18 protein-coding genes and 1 riboswitch are annotated in these 16,808 nt (G+C 38.8%); of the genes, 10 read left to right on the plus strand and 8 right to left on the minus strand.

Going from position 1 to position 16,808, the window contains the following annotated elements:
* Positions 1-102 precede the first annotated feature (102 nt).
* Positions 103-693 (minus strand): hypothetical protein, encoded by a 591-nt coding sequence (locus EZ444_RS09250; protein WP_205945241.1) that lies wholly within the window; start codon positions 691-693, stop codon positions 103-105.
* A gap of 189 nt (positions 694-882) precedes the next feature.
* Between EZ444_RS09250 and EZ444_RS09255 the strand changes: the two genes are divergently transcribed.
* From EZ444_RS09255 to EZ444_RS09265, 3 genes are read left to right on the plus strand one after another with little or no spacing between them, the layout of a single operon-like run.
* Positions 883-1,137, plus strand: a complete 255-nt coding sequence (locus EZ444_RS09255; RefSeq protein ID WP_131608447.1) for a hypothetical protein — start codon at positions 883-885, stop codon at positions 1,135-1,137.
* A 9-nt stretch (positions 1,138-1,146) separates the two neighbouring features.
* Complete coding sequence (locus EZ444_RS09260; protein ID WP_131608448.1) at positions 1,147-1,821, plus strand: response regulator transcription factor; 675 nt, start codon at positions 1,147-1,149, stop codon at positions 1,819-1,821.
* A gap of 1 nt (position 1,822) precedes the next feature.
* Positions 1,823-3,154 carry a sensor histidine kinase gene (locus tag EZ444_RS09265; protein WP_131608449.1) on the plus strand — a complete coding sequence of 444 codons (1,332 nt, stop codon included), beginning with the start codon at positions 1,823-1,825 and terminating at the stop codon, positions 3,152-3,154.
* 4 nt (positions 3,155-3,158) lie between these two features.
* Here the strand turns inward: EZ444_RS09265 and EZ444_RS09270 are convergent, their stop codons facing one another.
* Complete coding sequence (locus EZ444_RS09270) at positions 3,159-3,593, minus strand: PepSY-like domain-containing protein (RefSeq protein ID WP_131608450.1); 435 nt, start codon at positions 3,591-3,593, stop codon at positions 3,159-3,161.
* Between the two features lie 96 nt (positions 3,594-3,689).
* On the opposite strand from EZ444_RS09270, the gene EZ444_RS09275 reads away from it, so the two are divergent.
* Together EZ444_RS09275 and EZ444_RS09280 are read left to right on the plus strand one after the other, a co-directional pair.
* Positions 3,690-4,175 carry a redoxin domain-containing protein gene (locus tag EZ444_RS09275; protein WP_131608451.1) on the plus strand — a complete coding sequence of 162 codons (486 nt, stop codon included), beginning with the start codon at positions 3,690-3,692 and terminating at the stop codon, positions 4,173-4,175.
* Positions 4,176-4,319: 144 nt separating this feature from the next.
* Positions 4,320-4,961, plus strand: a complete 642-nt coding sequence (locus EZ444_RS09280; protein WP_131608452.1) for a DUF47 domain-containing protein — start codon at positions 4,320-4,322, stop codon at positions 4,959-4,961.
* 12 nt (positions 4,962-4,973) lie between these two features.
* On the opposite strand, the gene EZ444_RS09285 is transcribed toward EZ444_RS09280, so the two are convergent.
* From EZ444_RS09285 to EZ444_RS09305, 5 genes are all read right to left on the minus strand, one after another.
* Positions 4,974-5,405 (minus strand): nuclear transport factor 2 family protein, encoded by a 432-nt coding sequence (locus EZ444_RS09285; RefSeq protein WP_131608453.1) that lies wholly within the window; start codon positions 5,403-5,405, stop codon positions 4,974-4,976.
* A 32-nt stretch (positions 5,406-5,437) separates the two neighbouring features.
* Positions 5,438-7,585, minus strand: a complete 2,148-nt coding sequence (locus EZ444_RS09290; protein WP_131608454.1) for a prolyl oligopeptidase family serine peptidase — start codon at positions 7,583-7,585, stop codon at positions 5,438-5,440.
* Positions 7,586-7,605: 20 nt separating this feature from the next.
* Complete coding sequence (locus EZ444_RS09295; protein WP_131608455.1) at positions 7,606-8,424, minus strand: universal stress protein; 819 nt, start codon at positions 8,422-8,424, stop codon at positions 7,606-7,608.
* A 2-nt stretch (positions 8,425-8,426) separates the two neighbouring features.
* Positions 8,427-9,002, minus strand: coding sequence for a DUF1572 family protein (locus EZ444_RS09300; RefSeq protein WP_131608456.1), 576 nt, complete (start codon positions 9,000-9,002; stop codon positions 8,427-8,429).
* A 139-nt stretch (positions 9,003-9,141) separates the two neighbouring features.
* Entirely contained in the window at positions 9,142-10,302 is a 1,161-nt protein-coding gene (locus EZ444_RS09305; RefSeq protein WP_131608457.1) for an MFS transporter, read from the minus strand.
* 489 nt (positions 10,303-10,791) lie between these two features.
* Here EZ444_RS09305 and EZ444_RS27610 point away from each other — a divergent pair, with 489 nt between their 5' ends.
* Both EZ444_RS27610 and EZ444_RS09315 read left to right on the plus strand, forming a co-directional pair.
* Positions 10,792-11,997, plus strand: coding sequence for a DUF1398 domain-containing protein (locus tag EZ444_RS27610; RefSeq protein WP_225874684.1), 1,206 nt, complete (start codon positions 10,792-10,794; stop codon positions 11,995-11,997).
* 173 nt (positions 11,998-12,170) lie between these two features.
* The gene (locus EZ444_RS09315; RefSeq protein WP_131608458.1) at positions 12,171-12,560 is read left to right on the plus strand and encodes a YtxH domain-containing protein; all 390 of its coding nucleotides are present in this window, start codon (positions 12,171-12,173) and stop codon (positions 12,558-12,560) included.
* Between the two features lie 60 nt (positions 12,561-12,620).
* On the opposite strand, the gene EZ444_RS09320 is transcribed toward EZ444_RS09315, so the two are convergent.
* The gene (locus tag EZ444_RS09320; protein WP_131608459.1) at positions 12,621-13,772 is read right to left on the minus strand and encodes an MFS transporter; all 1,152 of its coding nucleotides are present in this window, start codon (positions 13,770-13,772) and stop codon (positions 12,621-12,623) included.
* A 127-nt stretch (positions 13,773-13,899) separates the two neighbouring features.
* Positions 13,900-13,987: riboswitch (TPP riboswitch) on the plus strand.
* A gap of 60 nt (positions 13,988-14,047) precedes the next feature.
* On the opposite strand from EZ444_RS09320, the gene thiS reads away from it, so the two are divergent.
* Genes thiS through EZ444_RS09335 form a run of 3 tightly spaced genes read left to right on the plus strand, consistent with a single transcriptional unit; the run spans position 14,048 to position 16,806 of the window.
* Positions 14,048-14,251, plus strand: a complete 204-nt coding sequence (thiS, locus tag EZ444_RS09325) for a sulfur carrier protein ThiS (protein WP_131608460.1) — start codon at positions 14,048-14,050, stop codon at positions 14,249-14,251.
* 24 nt (positions 14,252-14,275) lie between these two features.
* Complete coding sequence (gene thiC, locus EZ444_RS09330; RefSeq protein ID WP_131608461.1) at positions 14,276-16,159, plus strand: phosphomethylpyrimidine synthase ThiC; 1,884 nt, start codon at positions 14,276-14,278, stop codon at positions 16,157-16,159.
* A 26-nt stretch (positions 16,160-16,185) separates the two neighbouring features.
* Positions 16,186-16,806 (plus strand): thiamine phosphate synthase, encoded by a 621-nt coding sequence (locus EZ444_RS09335; RefSeq protein WP_131608462.1) that lies wholly within the window; start codon positions 16,186-16,188, stop codon positions 16,804-16,806.
* Positions 16,807-16,808 lie beyond the last annotated feature (2 nt).

Consider the following 16,808-nt stretch of genomic DNA (forward strand, 5'->3'; position numbering starts at 1 on the left):
AGAAAAAAAATGACAAAGATTAAATTTGAATAACGCAAACCATATATCACAAAAAAGGGTGCATACGTAAAATGTAGCACCCTTGGTTTAATTGTGTGTTTATTAATGTCTGCCGCGACCGTGATCTCTACCGCCCCTATCATGATCTCTTCCACCTCTATCATGATCATCACGATCTCTACCTCTACCATGGTCTCTGTCACCACGATCCCAGTTACCATGACCTCTGTCGTTATCTCTTGAATAATACTTTTTAGCTTGTCCATGTGACATTCCATAGTGCGGGTGGCCTTTCACTACATAATACCTGGAATCGTTACTATATCTGATCACCTGCTGACCTCTAACCGATCTGTATCTGGCATAAGTAACCCTATCTCTGTCAAAATTTCTATACGGATCTCTAGAGTTTACAACTACTTTGTAACCACCATAAAGATCATAACCTCTATATCTTGACGGAAGTGAAGCAGAGAATATCCACCTGCTATTATCCATATAAATGAATTGTCGCCTTGGGACATTGTAATAACATTCAATTTCCGGCAAATAATAATTATCTACATAATCATACCCTACAGGTCCCCATAAAGGCTGAGAACCAATATTTAAACTTATGCTTACCTGTGCCTCTGCCTTGAAAGGCATCCATCCTATTATACCAAGGATTCCTAATACGATTAACTTTCTCATGACCTTATTATTTAATGTTTCATTTGTGTGTTGTTGAATCAAATCTGCAAACCGAACATGAAATCAACATGAAATTTTAGAATTATTTAATATATTTTTCTTTTTCATCTTAATTTCATCTTCAGTGACCAGCTTTGTAATAGTGGAAATGGGTACCTTCGTTTTCTGGCGCTTTATTATATTTACATCATGAACATTAATCTCTTACTTCGGTCAATTGCTACAGTCTTACTTATCATATGGCTTCCCACAGGTTCTTTTGCACGTAACCACTCCTCTATATCCCTAATTTCCAGCTTTTATCAGGATAAAAGAGATAAAAAACAAGAACCTAAAAAACCTGAGGTAAAAGAAGTTCCTCAATCCAGAAAACAAGAAAAACCAGGTGAGGTTAGACCGTCCGACAAGAAAGAAAAACCTCAGGATAATAAAAGAAGAAATTAAGAATCGGGCATGAAAGTTTTGATTGTAGAAGATGAAAAAACGCTGGCCTACGAAATGGAAGATTTCCTGAAAAAGGCTTTTTACATTTGTGATCTGGCACACAACATTAAAGATGGACTGGAAAAGATGGAGATGAACAGTTATGATTTCATCCTGCTGGATCTAGGCTTGCCAGATGGAGATGGTCTAAGCTTACTCCCAAAGGCTAAAAAACACAACCCAGATGCCGCATACATCATCCTTACCGCAAGGGGCAATCTGGAAGATCGCATTGCTGGCCTCGACCTTGGGGCAGATGATTACCTACCAAAACCTTTCTCATTGTTAGAGCTACAATCCCGAATGCAAGCCATTGCACGCCGGAAATTCAATGTTAAAGAAGAGCTATTGCCATTAGGCGATTTCAATCTCGATCTGCAAAAAAGGCTTGTCCTTTTTAAGGAAAATCAAATTGAACTGTCACGCAAGGAATTTGACCTACTCAGTTACCTATTCCTTCATAACAACCGCGTACTTACCAGGGCACAGCTAAGCGAGCACATCTGGGGTACTTTTGCCGATGATGATTACGACTCCAACTATATTGACGCCCACATTAAAAACATTAGAAAGAAATTAAATGCCTGGGCGCCGACAGATTTTCTGGAAACAGTGCGCGGAGTGGGTTATAGAATAAAAAAATAACGTGAAGCTATCCTCAAAATTAATCCTGTTCATTACCAGCTCTAAACTGGCTGTAGTTTTACTTTTCATCGTTTTATTGCCTTTTTTGGTAGATGGCATTGTAGCTGAATACACCACCTATTCTTTACGGAGACAACAAGATAAGGTGATCAAAATAGTGCAACAAAAAGGCATAAATCATTATCTGCAGAGCGATGACAGTTACGGGAGTTACACCATGCTTAAGGAAGAATATATCGCCTTAGAGCCCGCAGCAAAAGGAATAACAATTGACACCATAAAAACAGCACAACGCGTAGTAGAGCAGGATACGCTAACCTATAGGATCCTGATGCATACTTTTAATTTCGATCAAAAACCCTACTTGCTCGAAATTGGAAAAACCATAAATAGCATCAATCAGTACAACAAACCTTTGCAACGCACAGCGCTATATGTGCTTGTAGGCCTCATCATAGCAAGTTTATTATTTGACCTTCTCTTTACGCGAACACTCATTAGTCCCTTAGGAAAAATCATTAAATCGAAACTGATCAACAGGAAGTTCCCTTTTAAAGACTACTCTCCCCCAGTTCGCACCTCTACTTACGATTTTAAATATCTTGACGAATCATTAGTACTCTTGATGGATCAAATTAATGAGGCCTTTGAAAAAGAACGTGAATTTACTGCCAACGCTTCCCATGAATTGATGACCCCGATCAGCATCCTTCAAAATAAAATGGAAAACCTGATTGGCGACGAACAATTGAGTGATGCGGTAATCCTCAAGATTGTAGAAATGATGAAGACGTTAAACAGGCTGAAGAAGATTTCAAACGCTTTGCTCCTGATCTCAAGAATAGAAAATGAGCAGTTCGTTAAATCCGATGCAGTAAAACCTGCAGACCTTGTCAATGAAGTCATCGAAGAAATCAGTCATCGCTTGGAAGAGAAAGCGCTTAACATCGAGATTAAACTGGATAGAAACCCATTGCTAAAAGGTGTAAATCACGACTTATTGTTTCAATTGTTCTATAACCTGATCAATAACGCAATTAAGTACAACGTAGATAAGGGAAGTATTACTATCACTGATGAATTGACCAATAAGGGCTACCTCGTTGCAATTGCGGACAGTGGTATTGGCATTTCCGCCGAAGAGCAAGGTTTCATATTTGACCGTTTCAGAAAAACCAACCTATCAGAAAATGTGGGACACGGCTTGGGCCTTTCTATTGTAAAGAGCATTTGCCAATACCATGGCATCGAAATTAAAGTCAGCTCTGAAGTACATAAAGGCAGCACTTTTAGCTTGCTTTTCCCCTCAGAGTTGTACCCAAAAATCATTTAAAACATTATAAGATTCTATTTACGATAGCACCCTTACTGTCTAACACAATATTCTTTTCTTCCGTAAGGGTTTTGAGCTCCACTTTGTAAAAAACCTCTTTACCTATTACGTATTTATCTACATCGTCTATCCAGAATGCTTTGAAATTCTGTTTCAAACTTTTAGCTACAGCTGCAGGTAATTCTCTGCCTTTAATCTCCTGTTTGTGTTTAACAATCGCTCCTTTATTATTTAACCATACTTCATTATCCCTACGTCCAATGTCGAAATCGGCATTAAATAGATCACCTTTCATTTCCCACTCTACCTTAGTGGCGTTTGGAAATGCTTTGGTAAATGAATTTTTCACCACTGCCGGAACATTGCTTACTGGGATATCCTGAGCAAAAGCTACAACAGAAAAAAACATAGATACTAAAAATAATAATTTTTGTTTCATAGGAAATAATTTAGATTAATTGATACCATTATTGCTTTAGATAACAACCTAAAAGGGTATTTGTTTATATTAGCAGCCGTATTAAAATCATCTGCTATGAGACAAGTATTTATTGCCCTTATGATTACCCTAAGCTCGCTAACTCTTTCTGCACAAACACCAACTCCTGGTACTGCAATGCCTAAGGCTGTTTTTTATAAAGCAGATGGAAAAACTTTTACTACAGATCAGATTACGAAAGGCACTAAATCGCTAATTATATTATTTGATGCCACTTGTGAGCATTGCCAACGTGTAGCGTCAAATCTATCAAAACGAAGTAAAGAGCTGACGGGTGCCAACCTTTACCTCGTTTCACAAGATGAATTTCGTTCCATCAATTATTTTATGGACAACTTTGGAAAGCCATTAAAGGCGATGAAAAATGTGACCGTATTACAAGATCGTGATCATGTCTTTATTCCTTTGTTTCACCCTAAACAATACCCTTCGCTATATTTGTATGGAACGGATAAGAACCTTGATTTTTATTCTAGTAATGAAAACGATGTGTCCAAGTTCTTTAAGAAAATAAATAATTAACGTCCACTCTTTTCCGTCTATCTTTTTATCTCGTAAATTGAGTTAATAAAGAAAACATAAAGCTGCAAAGTTGCAGGTTAATAGACATTACATTTCATAATGGCTTAACAATGCAACTATATTTTTGTTAAAAGCAAAAATACTATGAACAGCATTTTCAATTTCTTTAGTCCGAAGGACAAACTATTCCAGCCTCTTTTTGAACAGGCAGGAAGTAACCTGGTAAAAATATCAGGAGCATTAGTTGATACCGTTACTTCAAAAGACCAGGTTAAAAGAAGAGAACACATTAAGGAAGTTGAAAAGCTTGAACAGACTGGTGACGACATTACACACGCCATTTTTTTAGGATTAGGGAAGACCTTTATTACTCCCTTCGATCGTGAAGATATCCACGCATTGGTAAGTGCGCTGGATGATATCGCAGATTACATCTATGCAGCCGGAATAAATATAGACCTGTACAATATCAAAACGATAAACAAAGCCATGATTAACCTGGCCCAATTACTTTTTGAGATGTGTACAGATCTGGAAAGTGCCATTAAAGAATTAAGAGGTTTTAAAAATCCTCAGTTAATTGCGGAGGTCTGCCTAAGGATAAATGCAGGAGAAAGTAAGGCAGACCAGATCTGTAATACTGCTATAGCCGTATTATTTGATGATGAACAAGATGCCATTGAGCTCATCAAACAAAAAGAGGTATTACAGCTACTTGAAATGGCCGCCGACAAATGTGATGATGCTGCAAATGTATTAGAATCCATTCTCATCAAGAACGCATAGAAACATTCAAAATTAATAGCTGATCTTAAATGCGCGTCTGGCGAGTAATTTCCATACGCCAGCCTCTTTTTCCCATACCAGTACTATACCAAGGTTAGCTTTCCCCGGAATGCCACCGTCGTTCGTATCAGCTCTTAAAATGTGACGAACTATTGCTGTATTACCAGCAACAGTAATAGATTGCTCTGATAATTCTATGGCTTTAAAATCAGATGCTTTGGTAGATAAAGCGGTTACAAAAGCCGCTTTATCTTGAATCTTTCCGGTCGAATGTCCATAAGTTAAATTAGCGGATGCCAGGTTTTCCAGTTCAGTCTTATTACCGCTAATCATCGCTAAGCGCATTTTTTCAGTTAATTCTGCAATTTTAGTTTCATCCTTTGATTGTGCCGAAGCAAATAAACTCATAATGGTAAATGCAATTAAGATAATTGTTTGTTTCATGTTCTGCTTTTTTAATAACCGAATATAGTAAATTACTGTAGTGGTTTATAAACCAGCCCCATATTGTAAAACATAAATGCCCACTTATCGGCAATTTCTTCAATTGCTTTATCGGTAGGCTTTCCGGCACCATGACCTGCATTAGTCTGAATGCTGATCAACACAGGTGCATCACCACCTTGATCTTTTTGCAACGTAGCCGCAAATTTAAAAGAATGTGCAGGTACTACCCGATCGTCATGGTCAGCAGTAGTGATCAATGTAGCCGGATAAGCAACTCCGGGTTTTAAAGCATGTACCGGTGAGTATTTATACAGGTACTCAAACATCCGCTCACTATCCTCCGATGTACCATAATCGTAGGCCCAACCAGCTCCTGAGGTAAATTTATGATAACGTAGCATATCCAACACACCTACCGCCGGAAAAGTAACTTTAAACAAATCCGGGCGCTGTGCCATAGTAGCCCCTACCAACAGTCCACCATTAGAACCACCCATACTTGCCAGATATTCCTTAGCGGTGTATTTCTGATCAATCAGATATTCCGCAGCAGCAATAAAATCATCAAACACATTTTGCTTTTGCAACTTTGTGCCTGCCAGATGCCATTGCTCACCGTACTCGCCTCCACCACGCAGATTAGCCACAGCATAAATACCGCCTTGCTCTAATAAAGCAACAACGGAAGTGCTAAAAGCGGGTGTAAGACTGATGTTGAAGCCTCCATAACCATACAAAACAGTTGGATTTTTGCCATTCAATGGAGTTCCTTTTTTATAGGTGATGATGATAGGCACTTTTGTACCATCTTTAGAAGCATAGAAAAACTGCTTCGACTCATATTGTAAAGGATCAAAATCTACCCCTGATTTTTTATACAAAGTTGACTTACCATTGGCCACATCATATTTAAAGATAGTAGTCGGATAAACATAAGAGGTAAAAGTATAAAACAACTCTTTTTCGTGTTTCTTACTACTAAAACCTATGGCCGTACCTAAGCCAGGCAGCTCAATTTCATGTTCCAGTTTACCATTCATGTCGTACTGCAACACTTTGGTAACCGCATCGACAATGTAATTGGTGAACAACTTACCACCACCCGTTGATGGCGTTAAAACATTTGCTGTTTCCTTGATCAGTTCCTTCCAATTTGCTGGCTTCGGATCAGCAGCATCAACAGTAACAATGCGTCCATTTGGCGCTTTTAAATTCGTGTAGATATAAAGTTTAGTCCCCACGTTATCTACAACAGAATGGTTTTGATCAAAATTATCAACAACACTTATGATCGCAGAACCGGGTTCTTTAAGGTCTTTGATGTAAAGCTCATTCCCAGAGGTTGTATTGGCAGCAGAAATGATCAGGTAATGTTCATCTTCGGTAAGCTCCGCACCAACATACCTGCGTGGTGTCTTTTCACCACCAAAAATCAACACATCATCCTTTTGATCTGTACCCAATTTATGGAAATACAATTTATGGTATTGAGTAAGTCCCGACAATTCACTTCCTTCTTTAGGCTTATCATAACTAGAATAATAAAAACCTTCATTACCATGCCAGGCTATGCCCGAAAACTTCACATCAATAAGCGCATCACCAACTATGGTTTTATCAGTCGTCTTCATCACCACGACATTTGTCCAGTCAGACCCACCTGCAGAAAGCTGATAAGCGCACAGACTACCATCTTTAGAGAAATCAATACTGGCCATAGAGGTCGTAGCATCCTTAGAAAAAGTGTTTGGATCAAGGAAAATTTCTGCTTCCTGATCTCCCTTTTGGCGATACAACACGCTTTGGTTTTGCAAGCCCGTATTCTTATAAAAGTAAGTATACGCACCTTTTTTAAAGGGTTGTGAATACTTTTCGTAATTCATCAAATGGGTTAAACGTGCTTTAATCAGATTACGATAAGGAATCTGAGCCATATATTTTTGCGTAACCGCATTCTGCGCAACTACCCAAGCTTTGGTCTCTTCCGAGCGGTCATCCTCCAACCAGCGATACGGATCGCTTACTTCAGTTCCAAAATAATTGTCTTTTACAGCTCCTTCTTTCGTTACAGGATAAGTCATTGTAGATTTGTTTGATATTTTATTCAATTGTGCTTCGGCTAATAAGGGCGATAATATAGCCAAAAGTAACAAGGCTTTTTTAGTAATTTGTTTCATAACCGAATAATTTTAGATTTCTATATTGGAATAGAAAGTAATGGAATTTGTAAACCAGAGGCCATGATCCGGGTTTTACTGGTATGAATTAGAGAAGCCCAAAAGCCATATTTTTTAGGAACCATAATCAACATATCAGCACCAAATACTTCTATCTCCTTTTCAATCTCTTTAATCACAGCACTTGATTTAACGTTTTTATAATAATAAGTAATGCCTTCCAATCCATCATCAATAGCATTGGTGGCTTGCAGGCCTTCCCCCTCTTTTTTCAATTCTTCTAATGCTCTATTTACATTAAACACCTCTACTTCAGCATTTAAACTCAAGGCCAGCGCTTTAACGTTTACCAATACTTTTTCTGAAACCCCTTTCAGCACATCACAAGCAAAGAGTACTTTTTTAATACCTTCAAATTTGGCGCCCAATGGCACAGCCAATACAGGGAATCTTAATTTCTTTATGGCCGAAGTAGTCGTATTGCCCCACAAATCCTGTTCTAAAGTTTTGGTATGCATACCCAATACCACCAATCCAGCATCATACTTAATCAGCAATGCCTTCAACTCATCTTCAATAAATGAAAAAGCGAATTCATGCTCTACTTCAATATCATAAGTAACAGAAAGCGATAATGACCTTTCGATCATTCGGATCTCATTATCATTTAATAATTTTTGAAAGCTGGAACCAGGCATTAGTGTATTGGCCGCATGCATCGGAATCACGAAGGAGTTATAAAGAATGAGTCTGGCATTATTGTGTTTCGCTATTGCAGCGGCATATTCAACCGCATTTTCCGCTACCTCCGAAAAGTCTGTTGCTACAATTATGGTCATAATTACGATCTTCTTTTTTTCTCTATAAACTCGTCAGTAAAATGTTCCTTATGTTTTGGCTTTGAAAATTTCTCTGCATTATAAACGTCCGACTTCCCTCTTGGAATCGATAAAGAAACCCAGTTTGGTCCACATACCATTTTTCCTATAAACACAATTTGACCTATGTGATAAGGGTAATGCGCCAGCTGCCTATTAATAGCTTCTGTAACCGTATGACCCATGTTCCGGATAAAGATTTCCTTATTCAAATCCTCATCTTTCAGCGTATATAATACAGCTAAAAAACACTTCCAGCCGTCATCCCATAGCTTAAGCAGTGCCATTTTGTTATTGATGTCGTTGTCAAATTCAGCTTCTCTGTTACGGGTAGCCTTTTCTCCATCTGATGTCAGGAAATCAGTCCAGCGGGAAAGCATATTCCCTGAAAGGTGCTTTACGATAGTAGCAATGCTATTGCTCTCCTCATTGTACTGCCAGAATAGCTTATCTTCAGGCATTTGTGCAATAGTTTTTTCACCTAATGATTTATAATACTCAAATTGTTTTTGAACACTTGATAAATAATCCGTTTCCATAATTTAATCATAAACTAGATTAAGCTAAAATTACAAATTATAGCAAGTAAAAGTTTGTCTTTTAAATAAAATGACAAGGGGCAGTACAAAAATGAATCATTCTGTACTACCCCTTGTTATTTAAATAAATTAAATGGCACTAAGCGACCAGCATAGTCCTTTTATTCCTAGCAATTAGCATCCAGGCAAATAAAGCACCTGTTAAGGCCATTAGCGTACCTACGACTACAGGCGAGGTATAACCATATCCTATTGCCAGTGGCAAGCCACCTAAAAATGCACCCAATGCATTCCCAATATTAAAACTAGCCTGACTAACAGAGGCTGCAAGCATTTCTGATCCTTTAGCGGTAGTAATCATCAACATCTGAATTGGTGCAGCAAGCGCAAAAGCTACAGCACCGGTAACAAAGGTCATAACCAATGAAAGCGTTTGATTGGTAGAGATATAATGAACAACAACCAAACTAACAGCCATAGCGATAAGTAACGAAACTGAAGCCTTCGCGGGAGAAAATCTATCTGCCAACCTACCACCAACAAAATTACCAACCAACATGCCCAATCCGGCAAGTACCAAGATATAAGTAATCGAATCCGCTGAAAATCCTGATACATCGGTTAGTAAAGGAGCAATATAACTGTACCAGGAGAACAATCCACCGGTTCCAATTGCGATCATCAAGATGATTAACCAAGCTTCTGGTAGTTTAAAGAAACCCAATTCCTTTTTCAAATCTCTGTCTTTAGTTGCTGGCAGAGCGGGCATCCATAATTTTAAACTTAAAAGTGTAATTAAACCAACAATAACAATGATGACAAAAGTATATCGCCACGAATAATTATGTCCTATATAGGTTCCAAGTGGCACGCCAATTACATTTGCAATGGTTAAACCAGCAAACATGAGCGAGACTGCACGTGCTTCCTTACCTTTATCGGCAAGTTTACTAGCCACTACTGAACCAACGCCAAAAAATGCACCATGAGGCAACCCTGCAAGCAAACGAGCAATAAACATCGTGGTATAATCAGGAGAGAATGCCGAAAGTGCATTAAAAGCAACAAACATCAGCATCAGCGCCATTAATATCTTTTTTGGGGGATAACTACCCGCAATGGCAACTAAAACCGGAGCGCCAATAACAACCCCAAGAGCATAAGCCGAGATCAAGTGGCCTGCTTGTGGAATGGTAATGGCCAAGTCTTTTGCAATATCGGGCAACAAGCCCATCATCACAAATTCTGTGATGCCAATCCCCAGTCCCCCAAGGGTTAAAGTCAGTAAACTTTTCTTCATTTCCGTGTTGTAGTTAGTGTAAAAAATACACAGTACAAAACTAAGAAATAAATAGCCCCTGTTTAGTCTTTTTAAGGTAAACTTTGTGTTAATCAAGATTTAAGTTCTGTCGCAGATTTCGGTTACTTTTAGCGAAAAATATACTTTTTATCTTCTAGTACTCGTAGTATAGAACCGCTTCGGATAGCGTTCAGTCTTTAAGTGTATTTATCCTGTATTCATAGTAATCCCTACCCAAAGTGTCTTACCGCATTGTCCTGTTTCGTCAACTGTCGATTCCTAAAAAAGCTATATACGGATAAGACAGAGATAGGTCTTAGTAGTATAATACTCCAAGTATAGTCCAAGTATACTCCAACTATACTCCAACTTTTTCAATAAAAACATAGAGTTTGATTACTGTTTGATTTTTTTTAACTTGAAATTTTGTAGTATGATATCCAAACCTTATCTTAGATCAGTTGTTTATTTATAAAAAACATATAGATCATGGCAAAATTTGACGGAAAATTCCTGACAGGTGTAATAGGACCTGCTGTTTTTAAGAAGTATCGCAATATGCAATTGGTTACAGGCAAATCCAGGTTGACAAAGGAGAAGCAAACTAAAAACACACACAAAGCAGCAACTCAATTTGGGATCGCCAGTACCCTGGCAGAACAATTCCGGCGAGATGCGACGGAGATCATCACAGATTTTTATGATGGAACAATGGTTTATCGCTTTAGAACAGACGTACAAAAGGCATTGAAACAGGCATTCGACGCTCAATCTGAGACCTATCGTTTTACAACCAATAGTTTTGATCGGCTCAATGGTTTTGAATTTAATGCGGATTCTCCTGTAATGGATAATTTCTTTGCGCAACCTGAACAGACCATCAATGGAAATATCCTGACCATCAAGTTACCGGAAATGCTTGTTTCAAAGGACCTGAAATTTCCAGCAAAAGCGACTTCCTGCTTGCTAAACATCACTGTGGGGATGTTTGACCTTACTTATGGAAATAGAACGATGTGTCCGATTCAGTCGATTGAAATTCCAAATGGTTCAAAAGATAGCGTTATGCCAGCTCAGGAACTTAACTTTGAAATAGAACCAGGCTGTTTATGTATTTCTATGTTTTCATTTCAGTTTATACAAAAGACATTTTCTGGTAACCTGATCATCAATAGTAAAAGCTTCAATCCTGTTGCTGTATTCAGAGCTGTAATAGCGGATGGGACAGTAGATCAGGAACAGACCAAAGATTGGGATGATATCGAATTGGTGAGGGATTCTAAATTTTTTAATAGCCCTAAAATAGCACTTAAAGCGATTGAGCAGGAACATGAAAAAGTAAAAAGTGGAGCAGATTTCCCCCAGTACATTCAAGCGATCAAAAAGTTAGGCGTAGAAGAATTTGTGACCTATGTATCTGATAGCCATACCCAGTATTTTAGAAATAATGGCTCTCAACTAAGCTCCAAAGCAAAGTGTGAACCTTTAGTCGTCGCTGCTGTAAGTAATAAGAAAAAGTTTGCGAAGTATTTGAAAATGCATCAGGCAGGGCAAACGGATTACCTCAGCTTTTGCAAACATTGCGCAGAAACAGGAATCGATAGATGGATAGTGAATTTATCATTGATGACCTGCACTTATTATGATCAGAAAGACCAGCTCATCCTGACAGAATCGATCCCTAATTCCGAATGAAATTGATTGCAGTATCCTGTCCTTTCCTGTTTTAGTCAATGGGTCAGTGTCTTACCGCATTGTCTTGTCAACTCATTTGCCCAAATGAATTAATCCTTTTTTATTAAAACACTATGCGTCGACCTGTGTTATAAAAGACAAGACATATTTTATTACCAATAAATAAAACAGTTATGAATTATAAAAAGTTTATTCCCAGCCGAATGCCAAACCTACCATACAAACCATCTGACAATGCTGGTTCAATTGTAGCTTTACTCACCGGACTTGCAGTTGGAGCCGTATTAGGTGTATTATTTGCTCCAGAAAGTGGCAAAAGAACAAGAAGACGAATCTCAGATAAAGCCGTAGACACAGTTGATAGCATTAATGATGGCTATCAGTCAATAAAAAGGCAAGTATTTACCCGCAAAGATGATTTAGTAAATTTGAAAGATCGTATGGTGGACAAAGTAAAAAACAAAGTTGCCGTAGTATCGCAAGATTTTCAGGACTTCAAAGACTCCGAATTAGAAAGAACAAAATCAAAGGTAGAGCATGACGGCAGTAACAATTCCATTTAGCCTAAAAATTGCTAAACGAATTCATTGAATAAAGTAGCCAAAGGCTTTCAAATAAACTGTTTAACCAGCTTTATCTGAAAGCCTTTGATGTTTAAAAAACATTTGCGTGATGGGAATTAACAATAGCCCACAAATAGCAAATATGATAAACGAAACTCTTAAACTAAATGCATGTGCCAGATAACCGATTAGTGGTGGCCCTAACAGCATCCCTGTAATTGAATAGGTTGTAATAATGGATATAGCCATTCCTGCAGAGTATTTCTTTGATGCTCCGGCCAGTGCATACGACATTGGGATGATAGCAGCAGTTCCAAATCCAACTAATGAAAAACCAACCATCGCCGTCCAGAAAAATGGAAAGATAATCGCCAGACTAATGCCTGAGATGATACAAACGGCACTCATAATGTAAGTACTAGGCATCCCAAATCTGGCTACGATTAAGTCAGACACGAACCTCGACATAGCCATAAAGGTCATAAATATCAAGTATCCATAAGTGAAAATTTCAACTTTAATAATCTCCTGAAAGTAGATTCCACTCCAATCGAACATCCCTCCTTCGCATATTGCACATAGAAAAACAACCAAGCCAAGATAAAATATATAAGGATCCGGCTTACTTAAAATCAACTTATTCCCTGTTTCTGAGCGGTCGCCTTTTAGTAAAAATTGGTATGAATATAAGGTCACAATCAACATTAAAATGGCTACAGCTAAAAAATGATACTGTATCGGTACATTAAGTTCCAGGAAAAGTGTCGAAAGCAGGATACCCGCTATCCCCCCAATGCTCCAGTAGCCATGAAAGGAACCCACAATCTTTTTTTCAAACCTTTTTTGCAAAGTAAGCGCTTGGGTATTCACAGAAATATTAAAGATTCTGGTCGTAAAAGCAAATAACACCACTGCAGCTACCAAACTAAAAGTATTGTGAGCAAAGCCTATAAGGGCTAAGGAAAGTGCATTAAGCCCATATCCTACGGTTAGTGGAACGCGACTATTGTATTTTGATACTAGCCAACCCGAAAGTGGCAAGCCTAGCAATGAGCCAATAGGTAAAGCCAGTAAAATGCTGCCCAACTCGGCTTCATTAAAATCGAAAGTGGTTTTAATCGTTGGAATCCTGGAAGCCCAGGTAGCGAAGCTTAAGCCTGACATGAAAAAAAACAGACTTAAAAAGAAACGGTGTTTTGTTGTAGAAATCATTGCATAGATATTGCGCTGCAAATTTAGCAATTCATTTGGCAGGAATGCCGCGCAACTGTCAGCAGGGCGTAAATCCTTAAGATTACAACATCAAATTAGGATTTTAAAAAAAATAACCTAGATTTACAAAAAACTTTAGGGGTGCCTTGCGCTGAGATATACCCTTTGAACCTGATGCAGTTAGTACTGCCGAAGGGAAAAGTAAGAGCAAACTTGTTTGTTCTTTTTCCATTCCTGTTACAGGCAATCCTATAGTTTTTCCAATTTTTTAAATTATGGAAATAACTGTAAATCAACAACCACACCAGCTTAAAGACACTTGTTCTGTCGAACAAATGCTTTCTATTGTACTCTCCGGAGCAACAAAGGGCATTGCCGTTGCCATCAATCAAACTATTGTTTCTAAATCTAACTGGTCTGCCCATCTTTTAAAAGAAGGCGATCAGGTTATGCTCATTAAAGCCACTCAAGGCGGATAAACCCATCCTTCATTCCCATTAATTATGAAAAAAGAAAAAACTCCCGACGCACAGGTGATCAGCCGTACACCTTTCCCTGCATCCCGAAAAGTATTTGTCAAAGGTCAATTGCACGACATTGAAGTGGCCATGCGTGAAATCAGTTTAAGTGAAACCAAGATTCACAATGGCTTTGGTTTAACCGAACCAAACCCTCCAGTAACAGTTTACGACACGAGCGGTCCATACACTGACCCTGAGGCAAATATTGACGTAAAACAAGGCTTAAACAGATTAAGAGAAAAGTGGATAACTGGTAGACAAGATGTAGACCAGCTGGAACAAATTTCATCTAACTATGGGCAGGAACGTTTGACAGATACCAAGCTTGATGTACTCAGGTTTTCGCATCTAAATAAACCTTACCGCGCTAAAAAAGGCATGAATGTATCACAAATGCACTATGCGAAAAAAGGCATCATTACCGCCGAAATGGAATACATCGCCATTAGAGAAAACCAAAGGATAGACCTATTAAACGAGCAACTCGGCGAACAATATGAGGTGATGAGTCACCAACACAAAGGCCATAGCTTTGGCGCCAATACCCCAAAAGGCTATATCACGCCCGAATTTGTGAGGCAGGAAGTGGCTGCAGGCAGAGCTGTAATTCCCTGTAATATTAACCACCCGGAGCTAGAGCCTATGATTATTGGCCGTAACTTCCTGGTAAAAATCAATGCCAATATTGGTAATTCGGCAGTCACCTCTTCTATCGAAGAAGAAGTAGAAAAAGCAGTTTGGGCTTGTAGATGGGGTGCAGATACAATAATGGACCTTTCGACTGGTAAAAACATTCATGAGACCCGTGAATGGATTATCCGCAACTCCCCTGTTCCTATCGGTACGGTTCCGATCTATCAGGCGCTGGAAAAGGTAAATGGTAAAGCGGAAGACCTGACCTGGGAATTATTTAGAGATACGTTGATTGAGCAGGCAGAGCAAGGGGTTGATTATTTCACCATCCATGCTGGTGTATTGCTACGCTATGTTCCATTAACCGCAAAAAGGGTAACTGGAATCGTATCCCGTGGCGGTTCTATCATGGCAAAATGGTGTTTAGCGCATCACAAAGAGAATTTCCTATACACACATTTCGAAGAAATCTGCGAGATTATGAAGGCTTATGATGTTGCTTTCTCTTTGGGAGATGGACTGAGACCAGGTTGCATTGCTGATGCCAATGACGCAGCACAGTTTGGTGAATTGGAAACCTTAGGTGAACTGACCAAAATTGCCTGGAAACATGATATACAAACCATAATTGAAGGCCCTGGACACGTACCTATGCACTTGATTAAAGAGAACATGGAAAAGCAACTGGAGCATTGCTCTGAGGCTCCATTTTATACCTTAGGCCCGCTAACTACTGATATTGCTCCTGGCTACGATCACATTACATCAGCCATTGGGGCAGCCATGATTGGCTGGTTTGGTACCGCTATGCTTTGCTATGTAACCCCTAAAGAGCACTTAGGCTTACCTAACAAGAAAGATGTAAAGGATGGCGTAATTACTTACAAAATTGCGGCACACGCTGCTGATTTAGCCAAAGGACATCCGGGCGCACAATACCGCGACAATGCTTTGAGTAAAGCCAGATTTGAATTTAGATGGGAAGATCAGTTTAATTTATCGCTAGACCCTGATACAGCTAAGGAGTTTCATGACGAGACTTTGCCGGCCGAAGGTGCCAAAATTGCTCACTTCTGCTCAATGTGTGGCCCTAACTTTTGCTCTATGAAAATCACACAGGATGTGCGAGAATACGCAGCAAAACAAGGAATGGATGAGCAAGAAGCATTAGAAAAAGGAATGGCAGATAAATCTAAAGAGTTTACTGAGAAAGGCAGTGAAATATACCTGTAAATCAACAAACTATTAAAACCAGTTAAATGAAATTGATCGTCATATCTGATCCTGTTTATTTTAAGGATGAAGCTCATTTGATAAATCAGCTCTTTGATGCTGGCATGCTACTTTTTCACTTGAGAAAGGAAGGATTTAGCAGGCAAGCATATGCAGCGCTGATTGACGGAATAGACAAACGTTTCCACGAGAGGATCGCCTTGCATCAATTTCATGAACTGGTTGTAGATTTCCCTTCGCTTAATCGCCTTCATTATCCAGAATGGCTCAGAAAGGAAACTATCGTTAAAGGCTTACCTATTGCTATGGGCAACTATACCCATAGCACTTCTATTCATCATCTAGATGAGCTGAATGATTTGACAGGATTTGATTATACCTTTTACGGTCCCGTTTTTAACAGTATTTCTAAGCCGGGCTATGCTGGAATTGCCAATATTGATTTTCTCTTACCCAGGCATATCCACAGCCCAAAAATTATCGCCCTTGGTGGAATAACAGCAGAAAAAATAGATCCGGTTAAACAAATGGGTTTTGATGGATTTGCAGTACTTGGGGCAATATGGACTGAGAAAGAAGAAGCAATACAAAATCTTAAACACCTAATAAATAGCAATAAACAAACTTCATCTAATTCATTTAATTAAAT

The sequence above is a fragment of the Pedobacter hiemivivus genome, assembly GCF_004331685.1.
GTDB lineage: Bacteria > Bacteroidota > Bacteroidia > Sphingobacteriales > Sphingobacteriaceae > Pedobacter > Pedobacter hiemivivus.